Source organism: uncultured Winogradskyella sp. (assembly GCF_947495255.1).
In the GTDB taxonomy this organism is placed as follows: Bacteria; Bacteroidota; Bacteroidia; order Flavobacteriales; family Flavobacteriaceae; genus Winogradskyella.
This window is the reverse complement of record NZ_CANLYI010000004.1, coordinates 122,205-138,081: the sequence shown is the minus strand read 5'-3', so window position 1 is coordinate 138,081 and position 15,877 is coordinate 122,205. Positions and strand designations below refer to the sequence as shown.

Here is a 15,877-nt window from a genome sequence, read left to right as displayed (position 1 = left end):
TCTAAATTAGATATACTTAACGCTGCCTTCTAATTTACCGCTAATAACAATATTTGGATTTAACTTATTTACATAAGTTTCATCATACGTTTTCCAAATATAAGTTACTTCATAAAAATGCAGAGATAGAAATTGAACCAAGTTAATAGTATAAGAATCTCTAAAAACTAATACTTTCAGTTTGTTATTACAGTTTGTGTTTTTTGTTCTAACTGTTTGAGGCGGAAAACCATTTGTATCTAAATACATGAAGCCTTCTGATGGGTTTTTTAAAGAGAATTTTGGTAAAATATCTGAATAACCATCAATTCTATTAACACCAATAATGTTTGTAAGATCACCTCCATATATGGTGTTTTCTTCAACATTAAACTTATCTAAATCAAATGCGGTTAGTTGAAGTTCTTTTTTTGTTTGTTTACAGAAAGAACGATAAGCAAAATATGCACCATATTCATTCCAATGTCCATCTAACTTTTGATATAAATTATAATCATTTTTCTTTGCCTTTAAATCCTCTCTTACATCAAAAAAGTTAAAGTCTTTATCCTTAAAGTACTCGACCATTTGATCGCTAATGGCTTTTTTATCTTTAAAAGATATATATACATTACTTGGTAGCAATTCTGGATATATGGAGTGTTTATTAGGCCAAAAACCTGCTATATAAGTAATGTTTTGTTTGTTGAGTTTCGTTTTTCTTGCAATGATACTTTCACATTTATATTTTAAATCTGAATGAGAAAATAACTTAGGATTTAAAACATAAGGTCTTCCTGAGAACATATGATGGTCTTTTCCAAATATAGCTCTATCAGGTGCAGGAGATGTTTTAAATAAGTATATTTTGGTTAGTCCAGAATATTTAACAAAGAAGTTTCTTAGTCCAAAATTGTCATTATAATAAGCTTCAAATTTCTTCGTGTAAACTTTTGAAAATTCAAAATCAGGAAAAGTATTTAATTCTCTTTTTTCTACAAAATTAGTTTTAGGATTAACGCCTAACAATTTAACTATTAGAGGTGAAAATAGAGCTACGATAAAAATGGTTATAAAAATAATTTGTGATGGCTTATAAGGTACTGAATTCTTGATTCCCGTCACGCAAAAAAAGAAAACTGAAAGTCCTATAATAAGGGAAATAACTATAGCAATTAATGGACTAATATAGTTTTTAATCTGTGATATTTTAGCGATATCTGCCGTAACTAATTCTGTAGAGATTAAGTAAGGGTCATAAACATTAGCAACTTCATTTAATGTTAATATGCCTTTATTGATGTTAATAAATTTATTAGGACTAAAATAAGTTGAAACATCACCTGCATTATAGACGACTTTATCAGTCTCGGTTTTAAGCGTTATACTTTTTAACTCAATGTTTTTTTGCGCTTTATTAATACCTAAATCTAATCTTAAATTTTCTATGTTTTGAAGAGGTATTTTAAAATTAATATTTTGAGAATCATTAGAGCCAAAAACATTAATTCTAGTACTTTGTTCTTGATTAAAATTTTGAGATTCAGAATAGAAAACTTGAAAATTATCATTTTCTAATACCTTAGCTTCAATGGTTATTTCAATCTCATTAGGCTTAGTTTTTTTTAAGCTTAAGAGAAAATAGCCTAGAATAAAAACAAGGATTGAAATAATAAAAGATGTTTTCTTACTCATAATATTAAAATCTAAAATAAATAAAAGGATTATAAGTAGTTTGAGACAATTCTAAAATTGTAAAAGCAAATAGTATTAAATAAAAAACTCGTCCTAATGAATTGCTCAAGGTCGAATTATTAATAACTAGTGCTGATATTTTATTTTTTATAAATGTCTTTATTGGTGTGCAAAAAAGCAGTGCGATAACTAAGATAAAAACAACATAATTGTTTAAATACATAATTGGCGAAATATCAGTTCCTTTAGAAAAGGAAAATAGTTTTGCAATATAGTATACAGCATAAGTTAAGTCTTCGGACCTGAAGAAAACCCACCCTATCGATACTGTGAGTAAAAGATAAAAATGACTTAGAAATGTAAATTTTTTAGCCCATGGAAAAGATATATTTCTTTCGAGCAGAATAAAAAAACCATGAAATAGTCCCCAAACAACAAAGTTCCAACTTGCACCATGCCACAAACCTGTTACTAAAAATACAATGATGAGGTTTAAATACATACGTTGTTTTCCTTTTCTATTTCCTCCTAAAGGAATATAAAGATAATCTCTAAACCAGGACGATAATGAAATGTGCCATCTTCTCCAAAATTCTTTTATAGATTTAGAAATGTAAGGATAGTTGAAGTTTTCTTTAAAATTAAAGCCTAGCATACGACCCAATCCTATAGCCATATCTGAGTAACCCGAAAAGTCGAAATATATTTGAAGAGAATAACATATAATGCCTAGCCAAGCAATACCTGAAGATAAATCTGATGGTGCAATTTCAAAAGTTTTATCAGCAATAAAACCTAAACTATTAGCGATAAGCACTTTTTTTGCTAAACCTCTAATAAATTTTTGAATACCAGATTCAAACATTGCCGCATCAATTTTTCTGTTTTTTATCTCTTTGTGAATGTCTGCATATCTAACAATTGGACCAGCAATTAATTGCGGAAAAAGTGAGATATATAAACCTAAATGCACAAGATTTTTTTGACTAGGTACTTCTTTACGGTAAACATCTACGAGGTAGGAGATATTTTGAAACGTAAAAAACGAAACACCAATAGGAAGAATAATACTATCAGCATTCACAGGTATATTTAGCCCAATATTTGCAAGGTTGTCAATAATAAATCCAGTATATTTATAATAAACTAGGACGAGTAAATTAGCTAAAACACCTAGTAAAAGTATGGTTTTTTTTTGTTTGCCTTCAAAACGAGAGAGTCCTAAGCCAATAAGATAATTCACGCAAATAGAGCAAATCATTAAAAACACAAGATAAAATTCGCCCCAAGCATAAAAGAACAAACTTGAAAACAGAATGAAAATGTTTCGGTATTTTTTTTGGATTATAAAATGTATTGTTAAAAAAATGGGGAGAAAAAGGAATAGAAATACAGTAGAACTAAATACCATTGAAACTGATTGATTAAACTCAAAGATAGTCGTAATAATTCTATTTTTTCACTGACATTCTCAAAATAAGACTACTTGGTATACTAGATTACTATTGTATCTTTGTTTTATTGATTTTAAAACAAATTTTTAATGAGAAAAGTATTAGTAGTTTTTGTTTTGCTAACACTTTTTTGTTGTGAGGAAAAAAATAAACCAACTATTATTGACAACGCTAAAGCAAAACAAGAATTCTTAACAGTTACAGTGAAAGCTATTGTTGTAGAAGATGATACTTTTGATTTGTTTTTTTCGGAGCACATTTTAAGTCAATATAACCCAGACGAGCACGTAAGTTTAAAGGTTAAAGGAGGTAACAATACTCAAGAATTAGTTTTTAATCTTCCTAAAGAAATATACCCAATAAAACTGCGTTTAGATGTTGGGGCTAAAGAACATAATACCGTTATTAAAATTGATGAAGTCGTTTTTTCTACTGGCAATAAAAAAAAGATAATTAACTCTAACGAGTTCGATTTAATTTTTAAACCAAACAAGTACTTAGAAAAAACAGACGGAATTAACACGTATAAAAGACAAACAATAAATAATTTTTATGACCCATTCTTTGTTACAATAAATATTGAAGAGATGGTAATGGGATTATTTTAGTAGAGCTATGGAAAAAAAATTTAAGACACTAGATTGTACATTAAGAGATGGTGGTTATTATACTAATTGGGACTTTAATAAAGACCTTGTACATGATTATTGTAGGGCCATAGAGGTTCTTCCCATTGAATATGTAGAAATTGGCTACCGAAGCATTCCTTTAAATGGGTATTTAGGAGAATATTTTTATTGCCCAGAACATGTAATGGCAGAATTGAAAGCGTTAATGCCTTCAAAAAAACTGGCTATAATTCTTAATGAAAAGGATATAAGAGGTCATCATGTAGAAGATTTATTAAAGCCATGCCTTAAATATATTGCTATGGTTAGGATTGCCATAGACCCAAAAAACTTTAAAAGAGCAATAGAGTTAGCAAAAGCCGTAAAGTTGATGGGTTTTGAGGTCGCTTTTAATGTTATGTATATGTCTAATTGGAAACAAGATTCTGATTTTTTAAATGACTTAGAAGGACTAGAAGATACTATAGACTATTTTTATATGGTAGATTCTTTTGGAGGTATCATGCCAAATGATGTTGTAGACATTATGACCTTAGTAAAATCAAAAACGAATGTAAAACTTGGTTTTCACGGACATAATAATTTAGAAATGGCACTCATTAATACTATTACTTCTATAAATGAAGGTTGTGAGATTGTAGATTGTACAATTACAGGAATGGGAAGAGGAGCAGGTAATCTAAAAACAGAACTTTTTTTAACTTATTTAAATAAAGCTAAAAACATAGAAATAGAATATACTAAATTAGGTAAAGTCGTTGCTTCATTTGAAGACATGAAAAAGAAACATGGTTGGGGAACAAATTTACCATATATGTTTTCTGGTGCTTTTTCACTTCCTCAAAAGCAAGTGATGGAATGGGTTGGGATGAATAGATATCCTATGAGTAGTGTGGTAAATGCATTAAAAAACCAAAAGGAAGATATTGAGGATAATTTTAAATTACCAATTCTAGAAAAAGAAGAGAGGTTTTACAAAACTACTATTATTTTGGGAGGAGGAAAATCAGCAAGAAATCATAACACTGCGATTAAAAAATTAATAAAAAAAGAAAAGAGTGTATGTTTAATACATGCTGGCGCACGGAATGTATCGGATTATTTAGACGTGAAATGTGATCAGTTTTATGCTTTATCTGGCTTTGAGAGCGAAAAGTTATTAAGTAACATAAATGACCACACAAAACTATCTCAAACGTGCATATATCCGCCATTTCCTAGAGTAATGGGTACGGTTATTCCCAAAGAGATTAAATCAATATCTAAAGAACTCTCTTCTATAAGCTTTACTAAATCATCCACGGAATCACCTCTAACTATCGCTATTCAAATAGGTTTAGATCTTGGAGTCCACAATGTATATTTAGTCGGTTTTGATGGTTATGATGCCTTAATTAACCAAACACAACAGATATTAGCACAAGAAAATCAGGCTATTATTAACGATTTGTTATTAATTAAAAACTTAAATGTATTAGCCTTAACACCTACAAAATATAAGAATTTATCAACATCTTCAATTCATAGTCTAATATAATGATTACAGTATTTTTACCATGTAGAGCAGGTAGTGAAAGAGTTCCTAATAAAAACACGAAGCCTTTTGCTGAAGTAGAAGGAGGATTATTATTTTTAAAGATTAAAGAATTATTAAAAGCTAAGCTAGTTGACACTATAGTTGTTTCTACAAATGATAATGAAGTAAAGAAAATTGTAGAGCGCTTTGGTGATAAAATTATTGTAGACAATAGACCAGAGCATCTAGCATCATCCTCTACTAGTACAGATGATCTAATTAAATATGTGCCTAAAATAATAAAATCTGGCCATGTATTATGGACACATGTCACATCACCATTTTTAAAAGCAGAACATTATGATTTAGCTATAAAAACGTATCTTAAAAATTTAGAAGAAGATACATTTGATAGTTTAATGTCTGTAAATAACTTACAAACGTTTTTATGGGATAAAAACGGAAGTATTAATTACGATAGGAATAAAGAAAAATGGCCAAGAACTCAAACGTTACCAAAGCTTTATGAGATAAATAGTGGTATTTTTATAAATTCCGTTTCTAAATACATTGAAACATTAGATCGAATTGGAAACAAACCGTTTTTATATGAAACAAAAGGTTATGCATCATTTGATATTGACTGGCCGGACGATTTTGATATGGCAGAATTAATATATAAACACCTTAATTAAATGAAATTTAAAACAATTCTATGGGATTTCGATGGTGTTATATTAGACTCCATGCAAGTTAGAGACTTTGGGTTTAGAGAGATCTTTAAAGACTTTAAGCCGTTAGAAGTTGATAAGCTTGTTGATTATCACAGATATAATGGTGGTCTTTCTAGATATGTTAAAATAAGATATTTTTTTGAACACATAATTGGTAGAGAAACAACTGAAGAGGAAATTTTGGATTATGCTAATCGTTTTTCTGTTATTATGAGAGAATCTCTTATAGACCAAAAAAATCTAATAAAAGATAGTGTTTCATTTATAGAAAAAAATTATAGTAATTATAAGTTTCACATTGTCTCAGGATCTGATCAAGAAGAGCTTCGTTTTTTATGTAAGGAATTAAATTTATCTGCATATTTCTTATCTATTGAAGGTTCGCCAACAGCTAAAAACAAGTTGGTTAAAGATATTATTAGTAAACATAACTACGAAAAGCAGAGTACGTGTTTAATAGGTGATTCTATAAATGATTTTGAAGCCGCTGATAATAATGATATCTCTTTTTATGGTTATAATAACCAAAGCCTAAAGGAGGTAAGCCCAAATTATATTTCTACATTTAGTCAAGATGCCGTAAAACTGAATTGAAAACTCAATTAAAATATAGTGCAAGTAATTTTATTAGACTTCTAGAGACTTTAGTTTTAAACATTGGTTTAGCTAGAGTGATTTTAGACGTTTCTGAATTTGGTAAGCTTCAGCAGTTTTTCGTTATCCTAACCTTTGCGGTAACGGTCGCATCTGCGTTTCCGACAACACTCAATTATTATATTAGTAAATACAATACCTTTTTAGAGAAAAACGCGCTATACAAGCGCTTTTTCTTTAGTATGATTTTCTTTTCCATGTTAGCCGCATTTCTTTTTTTTGTACTAAAGGACAAGCTTGCTTTATGGTTCGAAAATGATTTTTTTCCAATCTATATTGTCTATTTTGTATTTATTATTTTGTTTAAAATAACGAATACTTTTTTCTCTAATTTCTTCTTATTCTCTGATAAGCTCAATTATTTAAACGTAACTAGCTTTTTGTTTTTAATAAGTTATCTAGCTGGCTTTTTTTATTTCGGAACCCATGAGTTTACAATTACTGAAATCTTACAGTTTTTCTTAATATACGAAGTGGTGAAGTTTTTAGTGTATAGTATTCCTTTTGCTAAATCATTTAAAGAGTTTAATTTTAAAACAGATGTTAATCTAAAGAATGAAGAATTAAAATTTGTGTTGCCAACTATATTTTTGGTTTTAGCAGGCATACTAAATATGCAAATAGATAAATATATGATCTCTGCCATAGAAACTCCAGAGGTATTTGCTTTCTATCAAGTTGGTGCATTTAATATTCCTTTTATTGCAGTGATTACAACATCGTTATTTACCGTGATTACCCCTAAAATAACAGAACTATTACGAGATAACCATATTACAAAAACACTAAAACTTACTAAAACAACGACGAAACAAATTTCTGTTTTATTACTTCCAATTATAGTATTCTGCTTTTTGTTTTCTACAGAGATAATCATTCTACTATTTGGTTCTCGGTTTGAAGAATCAGGAAGTATTTTTAAAATATACACCTTACGTTTTTTAATATCAGTTTTTCCGTTTAGTATTTTTATGGGTATAATTGGATTAAAAAACTTAGCTCCAATCCATGTTGTTGCGAGTGCTGTGGTGAATGTTATTTGTAATTTGATTTTGATTCCAATATATGGAAATATTGGAGCTGTCATTGCAACATTAATAGCAAGCTATACTACCGTAATTATTCCTATTTTATTTATTAATAGAAGGCTATCAACAAACTTGTTCTCATACTTCCCAATTATTCAAATTCTTAAAGTAATAATAGTATCTACTTTAGTAGCTTTACCATTCTATTTTATAGCAAAAGATTTATTTATAGCAGATGAAAAAAAGTATTACATTGTACCTTTGTCTATATTCTATTATTTGATTATTTTAATAATTTTAGAGCGTAAATTCTTCAAAAACCTAGTGAATAAGTTTAAATGAAAAATCTCTTTTATATACATAGCCATTTAACTTATTATGTGACTAAAGCGATTATTAAAAAGTTTCATTTGGTAAATGAGGATATTGTATTTGTGATTTCTAGAAACTATGAAAACGATGAAATTAGTAACTTCACAATAATAGACATTACTGATATACATGATGATTTAGATTCTTTTGGACTCACAAATTTTTACAAAAAACATAAGCAGATTAATAAGATTGATAAACTATTAACTAATCAATTTAGAGATGGTATAAAGTTTAGAGCGTATTTGCCACATGTATTTCATCCTGCAATGCAGATTATAGTAACTCACAATCAATGCGACGAACTTCATATTATAGAAGAAGGTGTAAATGCCTATTCATTATACTTAATGAATAATAATGACAAGAGCATCGTAAAGGAATTGGTTAAGAGTACTTTAAATGCATTACCGTTTATTGGAAAAAAACGTATCTTTTTTGTCAAAACTTTTGATTTAACAAGATTTGCTAAAAAGACACCTTCAATTTTTTATTCAATTACTTCAAAAGGATTTCAGGGTTTACCATATCATGTAGAAAGAATAAAAATGCTACCATCTAATCATATCGATTATGACATTTCTGGGAGCTCTGTATTAGTTTTAGAAGGAGCTGTTGAGCAAGGCAATATGAAGTTAAGCACAATGCTTAACGGAATAAAAAGAATATTAGAAGATGTTACAGCCGGTAAAATTTATATAAAATTTCATCCTGCACAATCTAAAACGAACTGTATTAAAATCGAAAACCTAATTAAACAACACAACATAAACACAGAAGTTATACCCAATAATATTGCATTTGAGCAAATTATTTTAACAAATTCTGGCTTAAAAGTTTATGGTTTTACAACATCATTATTGTTTTATGCGAGTGAATATGGTTGTGAGGTTTTTTCTTATGAAGATTATTTAGATAACGACTTACTATTTAAAACATTTAGAGAAAAAAATAATTTTGATTTAGAAAGACTTTTAAATGGATAAAAAACTAATAGTAAAAAAAGATTCTTTATTACTATGGTTTTTGTGCCTGTTGGTTGGTGTATCCGCTATTTCAACTAACTATGGTTCGGTTTTACGCTATACCAAATATTTGATACCGCCTATTTTTTTATTATTTGCATTTTCTGGGATTAGAAAATTAAAAATTTATGCGACGCCTTTAAAAAACCTTTTGCTTTTTTCGGGTTTAATTATTCTTAACTTATTTGTTTCTATAGTTAGTTACGATTTGTCTTTTCGATTTTTTGAAGAGGCGCTTTTAATATTGTTACCTATTTTATCCATAATTTTAATAACCACAGTTATTAAAAAGCCGGTAGGTGTTATTTTAGACTCACTATTTGTTGTCTATGCTATAATTTTTATTATTACCAATATTAGCTTTTTCTTTAATGTTAATATTATAAATGATTTTATCCTAGCGCTAAAAACATCATCCCTAAAAACAGAATCTTGGATGGCTTTCCCATTTGGTTTGTTTATGATCTTTTATATTATAGAAAAACGAAAAGTGAGAACAATTGTGTCTATCATTTTATTTTTGTTGGCTTTTAAAAGAATTTCAATAGTAGGCGCATTGCTTGGGTTGGCTGTATACTGGTTTTTTAGTATTAGAAATAAAAAAGCTTCAAATAAGAAAAATGTTTACTATTGGTTTATATTTCTCAATTTTACGTTATTAATAATAATATATAATTTTATACAAGGTAATTTTGACCAGTTGATAACTGATATCACAGGTATTAGTCCCAATTGGTTTACACAAGGAAGATTAAGAGTTTATACAGATACAATTAATCATTTTTCATCTAATATTTTCTTTGGTAATTCGTTAGGTTCTACTAATTTATTTTTGTCTGCTAATTTTGAGAATATTAGTTTCTTACATTCTGATATTCTAAAAATAATAGTGGAAATGGGTTTTGTTTCCTACTTAATATGGGTTTTTGGTTTTTTTAAAATTAACTTAGTGAGCAAAAAGGCGATTCCTCTTTTAATATTTATGAATCTCTTATTTTTGTCAGATAATGTATTTATCTATTTTGATACACTTTTTATCTTTTATCTATTGATAATATATTACAGTCTACAACCAGAAAGTTATGAAGTACGAAAAAGTAGTTGATTTTTTATTCATAACTATTGCAGTTACGATTCCATTTTGGATGTTAGCTAACAATATTGCTATTATTTTAACTCTGGTTACTGCGATTGTCTATTCTGCAACAAATAGAATGTCTGTAAAGAAGTGGGAACCTTTATATACACCGCTTATATTGTTATTTGCTTTAATGGTCATTGCGTTGTTATACACAAATAATTTAGATAGAGGGTTTAAAAAATTAGAGCACCGTATTGTTTTCTTAGTAATACCTATAATTTGTTATTTGTTTTCTGGTTTTATTAATAAAAAACTCGTCTTTAAAACCTTAAAATGGTATGTTTTGTCAATTCTATTGGCAAGTCTTATCTTTTATAGTGCGGCTATTTTAAGAACCTTGTATTATGCATCTCCAAATCCATTTAACCAGATTAATGGTAATTTTTTCTCATATATGGAGCTGACAAAAGTTATAGAAGGTACACACCCTATTTATTTTGGAACTCAAGTGTTGTTTGCGCTATTTATTATTGGTTATGATGGGATTGAGTCAAAAGGAATATTAAACATAAATATGGCGCTTAGATTAACGCTAACTCTATATTTAACAGTGTTATTGTTTTTTCTTAATTCATTTTTATTGACGGGATTGTTTTTAATAATGATAGTTTATTTTGGGTTTTTACTAAAAAAGCATACTAAATTTAAATTATTTATTGCAGCTTTATTGCTTGTTAGTGTCTCGCTCTCATCACTATTTGTAGTAGATAAATTAAATGGTATAGATATAAAAAATGATATTACATCTCGCGATTTTTCTGGCTCTAATTTTACTGCTGTTAGAGCAAGAGTTGCTAAATATTATTGCTCAATAGATCTTATATCAAATAATTTTTGGACAGGAGTTTCTCCAGGAGATGAGATTGATGAATTGATGAAGTATTACGAAAAGAATAATTTTATTCATGGAAAAACCCAAAAGTTTAATTCACATAATCAATATCTAACTGAGTTTATATATACAGGTGTTTTTGGGTTTTTAGTATTAGTCTCGCTATTCTTCGTTATATTTAAAAAGGGACTTGTAAGTCATAATAAGCTTTTAATTGCGATAGGGTTTATATATTTGTGTTTTAATTTAACAGAGTCTGCTTTGGTAAGAAATAAAGGAATTATTTTCTTTGTCTTTTTTACATGTTTACTCGTAAATGTGAATTTTAATAATAATCAAAAAATTAAGTGAAAACGCTAAATGAGTCTATTCTTTGTTTTTCCGATTTCTGGACCCAACAATGGTGTTAAGGTTATATCTACGCATATAAAAGATGCTCTTGAATTAGATAATGAAATAGAAATTAATACAATAGATACAGCACAAGCCAAGGACTATGATAATTTTGGTAAGTTTAGTTTTAGTAAAATATCGTTTCTTTTAAAGGTCATTAAACGACTTTTTAAAATTAGAAAAAAGGACAGTGTCTATCTTAATTTTACACCAAAAGGATTTGCTTTTTATCGCGATTTAATCATCTTATTTGTTTGTCATTTTAAAACCTTAAATGTTACGATTCATATTCATGCAAATGGATTGGAGGATAAAATTAAGTTTTATAACAAAAGGTTGTTTTTAAAAACAAAAATTATTGTTATAAATAAAGCTCAATTCAAAATTATTGAAGCATTAGGACTAAGTTGTTTTTTATTACCTAATGCGTTGCCAGATTACTATACATCTAAACCTTTGAGATATAACCAATCTGATGAGGTAAATTTTATTTTTTTATCTAATATTTCTAAAGCAAAAGGAATTTATAGAATCGATAAATTAGCACAATTAATTAAAGCAAAAGGCATTAAATGTAAGCTAAATATCTATGGTGGTATTTTATGTGATAAAGACCAGACATTGATTAAAGCATTAAACAAAGAGTATCAATTTCTTACTTATTATGGACCTTTACTAAATGAAAATGATAAATTTGAAGCATTACAGCAAAATGATGCATTATTATTTTTAAGTGATGAAAATTATGAAGTTTCTCCATTGGTTTATATAGAGGCTCTAATGAGTGGACTAACCGTATTCACAACAGAACAAGTTGTATCGCAAAATCTTTGTGATGATAATGTAGCTGAAGTTTTAAATAACGATTTAGATAATTTCGAAATATTGTTTAATAAGTTTTCGAGAACTAAAGAAGAAATTAAACCTATTGTAAGACGTACCTATCTTAGTAATTATTCGTTTGCTGATTATATAAAGGAACTAAAAAAAATTACTTTTCATGGCTAAAGAAGGAAATATTAGTATTCTTGTGGTTACTCATAATCACGGAGACTTTATTCAAAAATTATTAAACTCTTTAACACGCTTTAATATAAAAAACGTTTATTTCTGTGATGCTAAATCTAGTGATAACACTGCAGAGATACTCTTAAATAGTTCCTACAGTAATTCTGTTTTAATTAAAAAGAAATTAGAAGGGTTCTCTAAGAACAATAATGATCTAATTAGGCACTTCAATCTTAAAACAAAGTATTTTTTATTATTAAATCCGGATACTTATTTTGAAATGGATTTTATAGATATTCTATATAAAACCATGCAAAACAATCCTAAAATTGCTATTACTACACCATTATTAAAATATCCAGACGGAAGACTCCAAAAGACTTGGAAACATTTTCCTAATTTTATCAATGTATTTAAAAAGAGATTAGGGATTTTAAAAGCTTTAGACGAATCACAAATGCAAGGACCCGAAATAGATTGGTGTCTTGGTGCATGTATGTTAATTAGCGATAAATTACTCAAAGAAAATGAGTGTCTTTTAGACGAAAGATATAGGTTATATTGCGAAGATATTGATATTTGTTTTGAAGCTCATAATAAAGGGTTTAAAATTATTGCAGTATCAGACGCGATAGTATTTCATCACTTAAATGAGACTAGTTCAAAAAATATTTTTAGTAAGTATAATTTTTGGAATATAAAAAGTATAATAAAGTTTACAATAAAATGGAATGTTAAATACTATAGAATCCTTCGATCAAAAAAAGATTGACTTTAATTCATTTGATATAAAGTTAGTATTACCTTCTCTTATTTTATTTGCTTTTTACTTCAGTGAATTTATAAGTAAATATCTAAAGTTTAGTAATTTTGATTTCACTAGAGTCTCAGGGGTTGTTAAGCTTTTAGTTGAAATTTTTTTATGTGGATATATTTTTATTTATAAGAAAGAATTTAGTAAACAATTATTAAAAGGCATAGTTCTATTTACTATGTTTTATATACTGGGACAATTTTTTCTTTTAAAGGAAAGTTTTTTAAACAGACTCGTTTTAAATTTATATACGCTTAATTCATATGTTTTTGTTTTCATTTTGTACTATGCCTTTAAGCCTATAAACAAAACTGACAGAATAATTGCAAAAAAACAATTGAGTTATTTAGACACAACAATTAAAGGTATTTTTATAATAAATGCTTTTGCAATTCTGATTGGGTTTATTTTTAATTTAGATTTATTTAAAACTTATATAGGGTTCTCTAATAGGTTTGGTTACAATGGTCTTTTTTTACACGCTAGTCATTCAAGTTATATATATATCATTTTAATAATGTATTTCTTTGCCAGTTACTTAAATAAGAAAACCAACATTAATTTTATTTTTCTATTGTGTTCAATTGTTTTTTCTTTTATGATTGGTACAAAAACAATTTATTTATTCAATTTACTTTTCTTATTGTATTTACTTTATACTTCTGTAAAACGAATTTATGCGCTTTTTATATTATTCGCTATTGGTATATTTATAATGTTCACTTACTCTTTTGGCATTCAAATTTTTAAAGATAACTTTTATGTGCTTCATAAAGTTTACCAAAATCATGGGATTTTAACAATGTTATTTAGCTATCGAGATATAAATGTAACAGATGGTTTTGTACCCTATATTCATAAAAACTGGAGTGTCATTAACTATATTTTCGGTGGTGCTGAATTTAATAACTTCAGAACAGAGATTGAAATCGTGGATTTGTATTGGTTCTTAGGTTTTTTAGGGACTTTTATATATTTAAAAATATTTTATAATAAAATCCTTTCTGAGCTATTGAGAATAAAAAAATTAAGGTTTCCTATGATTGCATTTTTATTGTGTGGATTGCTTTCTGGTAGTTTTTTTACCAATGTTCCAATATTACCATACTTGATAATATTCTATTATGCCGTAACTATTAGTTTTTATCAAAACTCAATCCAAAAACAATTGTAGATACATATCTTTGTCGTAACTTTTGTAAACGATACATTTGTATTCTATTTCTAGATAATAAAAAAATTGAGTTTATTTAAACAGGGAAGATATTCAGGATACTTAAGGCCTATTTCATATATAATTGATTTAAGTGTTATCAACAGTATTGCTATAATATATTTATTAAGCGAGAAGAATTCTATTATTTTTTCAATCTTTATTTCAATGGGTTGGGTTTTATTATCTGTTTATTCACAATTTTATGAAGTATATAGATACACCAGGCCGATAAGTATTTTATCACTAACAGTAAAACAGTTCATTTTATTTCTATTACTAGTATTTGCATTTTCTGGGCTGTATCACGAGTTAGATATATATCCAAGACCCATTGTAAAATACTTACTTTTATGTTTTCTATTTATAACTATTTTTAAGTTTGCAATCTATTATTTGTTGCAGAAGTATAGAACTTCCTTTGGCGGTAATTATAGAACTACTGTTATATTTGGTTTAAATAAAAAAACTATTGCGTTAGACAATTTTTTTAATAAGAATCCAGAATATGGCTATTCACATAAAAAAACCTTTGATTTTAAGAAAAAAGAACATTCTTTAGCTGAATGTTTTCAATATGTGCTAGCTGAAAACATAGACGAAATTTATTGTTCAATTTCCGAATTAACAAATGCACAAATAGCAGATACAGTAGATTTTGCAGATAACAACTTAAAAATCCTAAAGTTTATACCAGACAGTAAAGAAATTTACGCAAAAAGACTACAATACGAGTATTACGATTATATTCCAATTCTAACGCTTAGAAATATTCCACTTGAAGATTCGGTTAATACTTTTTTAAAAAGAGGTTTTGATATTTTGTTTTCCAGTTTTATGATTGTTTTTGTCCTATCGTGGCTAACACCAATAATCGCTATTTTAATTAAATTAGAATCTAAAGGCCCTGTGTTTTTTAAACAATCTCGAAATGGTTTTAACTACAAAGAATTTGATTGTTTTAAGTTTAGGTCAATGATGCCAAATAAAGATGCACATCTTTATCAAGCCACAAGAGGCGATGATCGTGTAACCAAAGTTGGTAAATTCATTAGGAAAACAAGTATAGATGAATTGCCTCAGTTTTTCAATGTTCTTTTTGGTGACATGTCTGTTGTTGGCCCTAGACCTCATATGGTGAGCCATACAACTATGTATGCTAAAAGAATCGATAAATTCATGGTGAGACATTTTGTGAAACCAGGAATAACAGGTCTAGCTCAGACTAGTGGATTCAGAGGCGAAGTTGAGACAGATAAGGATATTATAGGAAGAGTAAAATTTGATATCTTCTATATCGAAAATTGGTCACTTTTATTAGATATGAAGATTATTTTTCAAACTTTTGTTAATGCTGTAAAAGGTGATGATAAAGCTTATTAAATTATAA

The 15,877-nt window shown here is 27.8% G+C and carries 14 protein-coding genes; 12 read left to right on the top strand and 2 right to left on the bottom strand.

Annotation, left to right across the window (positions count from 1 at the left end):
• Positions 1-6 precede the first annotated feature (6 nt).
• Together Q0807_RS07500 and Q0807_RS07495 are read right to left on the bottom strand one after the other, a co-directional pair.
• Positions 7-1,674: a DHHW family protein gene (locus Q0807_RS07500; RefSeq protein WP_299108181.1), complete on the bottom strand. Its 1,668-nt coding sequence runs from the start codon at positions 1,672-1,674 to the stop codon at positions 7-9.
• A gap of 4 nt (positions 1,675-1,678) precedes the next feature.
• On the bottom strand, positions 1,679-3,085 hold the full coding sequence (locus Q0807_RS07495) for an MBOAT family protein (protein WP_299108179.1): 1,407 nt from the start codon (positions 3,083-3,085) through the stop codon (positions 1,679-1,681).
• Between the two features lie 132 nt (positions 3,086-3,217).
• Between Q0807_RS07495 and Q0807_RS07490 the strand changes: the two genes are divergently transcribed.
• The 12 genes from Q0807_RS07490 to Q0807_RS07435 all read left to right on the top strand — a co-directional run bounded on the left by Q0807_RS07490 (position 3,218) and on the right by Q0807_RS07435 (position 15,870).
• The gene (locus Q0807_RS07490) at positions 3,218-3,736 is read left to right on the top strand and encodes a hypothetical protein (RefSeq protein ID WP_299108177.1); all 519 of its coding nucleotides are present in this window, start codon (positions 3,218-3,220) and stop codon (positions 3,734-3,736) included.
• Between the two features lie 7 nt (positions 3,737-3,743).
• On the top strand, positions 3,744-5,294 hold the full coding sequence (locus Q0807_RS07485; protein WP_299108175.1) for an aldolase catalytic domain-containing protein: 1,551 nt from the start codon (positions 3,744-3,746) through the stop codon (positions 5,292-5,294).
• A complete protein-coding gene (locus Q0807_RS07480) occupies positions 5,294-5,968 on the top strand; it encodes an acylneuraminate cytidylyltransferase family protein (RefSeq protein ID WP_299108173.1) in 675 nt (224 codons plus the stop codon). Before Q0807_RS07485 ends, Q0807_RS07480 begins: the two co-directional genes overlap by 1 nt.
• A complete protein-coding gene (locus tag Q0807_RS07475; RefSeq protein WP_299108171.1) occupies positions 5,969-6,601 on the top strand; it encodes an HAD family hydrolase in 633 nt (210 codons plus the stop codon).
• A complete protein-coding gene (locus tag Q0807_RS07470; protein WP_299108168.1) occupies positions 6,598-8,031 on the top strand; it encodes a polysaccharide biosynthesis C-terminal domain-containing protein in 1,434 nt (477 codons plus the stop codon). The genes Q0807_RS07475 and Q0807_RS07470 overlap by 4 nt, the downstream gene beginning before the upstream one ends.
• On the top strand, positions 8,028-9,047 hold the full coding sequence (locus Q0807_RS07465) for a polysialyltransferase family glycosyltransferase (RefSeq protein WP_299108166.1): 1,020 nt from the start codon (positions 8,028-8,030) through the stop codon (positions 9,045-9,047). The genes Q0807_RS07470 and Q0807_RS07465 overlap by 4 nt, the downstream gene beginning before the upstream one ends.
• The gene (locus Q0807_RS07460; RefSeq protein WP_299108164.1) at positions 9,040-10,191 is read left to right on the top strand and encodes an O-antigen ligase family protein; all 1,152 of its coding nucleotides are present in this window, start codon (positions 9,040-9,042) and stop codon (positions 10,189-10,191) included. The genes Q0807_RS07465 and Q0807_RS07460 overlap by 8 nt, the downstream gene beginning before the upstream one ends.
• Complete coding sequence (locus Q0807_RS07455) at positions 10,169-11,410, top strand: O-antigen ligase (protein WP_299108162.1); 1,242 nt, start codon at positions 10,169-10,171, stop codon at positions 11,408-11,410. The genes Q0807_RS07460 and Q0807_RS07455 overlap by 23 nt, the downstream gene beginning before the upstream one ends.
• Before the next feature lie 9 nt (positions 11,411-11,419).
• The gene (locus Q0807_RS07450; protein WP_299108160.1) at positions 11,420-12,460 is read left to right on the top strand and encodes a glycosyltransferase; all 1,041 of its coding nucleotides are present in this window, start codon (positions 11,420-11,422) and stop codon (positions 12,458-12,460) included.
• Positions 12,453-13,232: a glycosyltransferase gene (locus Q0807_RS07445; protein ID WP_299108158.1), complete on the top strand. Its 780-nt coding sequence runs from the start codon at positions 12,453-12,455 to the stop codon at positions 13,230-13,232. The genes Q0807_RS07450 and Q0807_RS07445 overlap by 8 nt, the downstream gene beginning before the upstream one ends.
• Positions 13,192-14,448, top strand: a complete 1,257-nt coding sequence (locus tag Q0807_RS07440; RefSeq protein WP_299108156.1) for a hypothetical protein — start codon at positions 13,192-13,194, stop codon at positions 14,446-14,448. The genes Q0807_RS07445 and Q0807_RS07440 overlap by 41 nt, the downstream gene beginning before the upstream one ends.
• A 123-nt stretch (positions 14,449-14,571) precedes the next feature.
• Positions 14,572-15,870 carry an exopolysaccharide biosynthesis polyprenyl glycosylphosphotransferase gene (locus tag Q0807_RS07435; protein WP_299108659.1) on the top strand — a complete coding sequence of 433 codons (1,299 nt, stop codon included), beginning with the start codon at positions 14,572-14,574 and terminating at the stop codon, positions 15,868-15,870.
• Positions 15,871-15,877 lie beyond the last annotated feature (7 nt).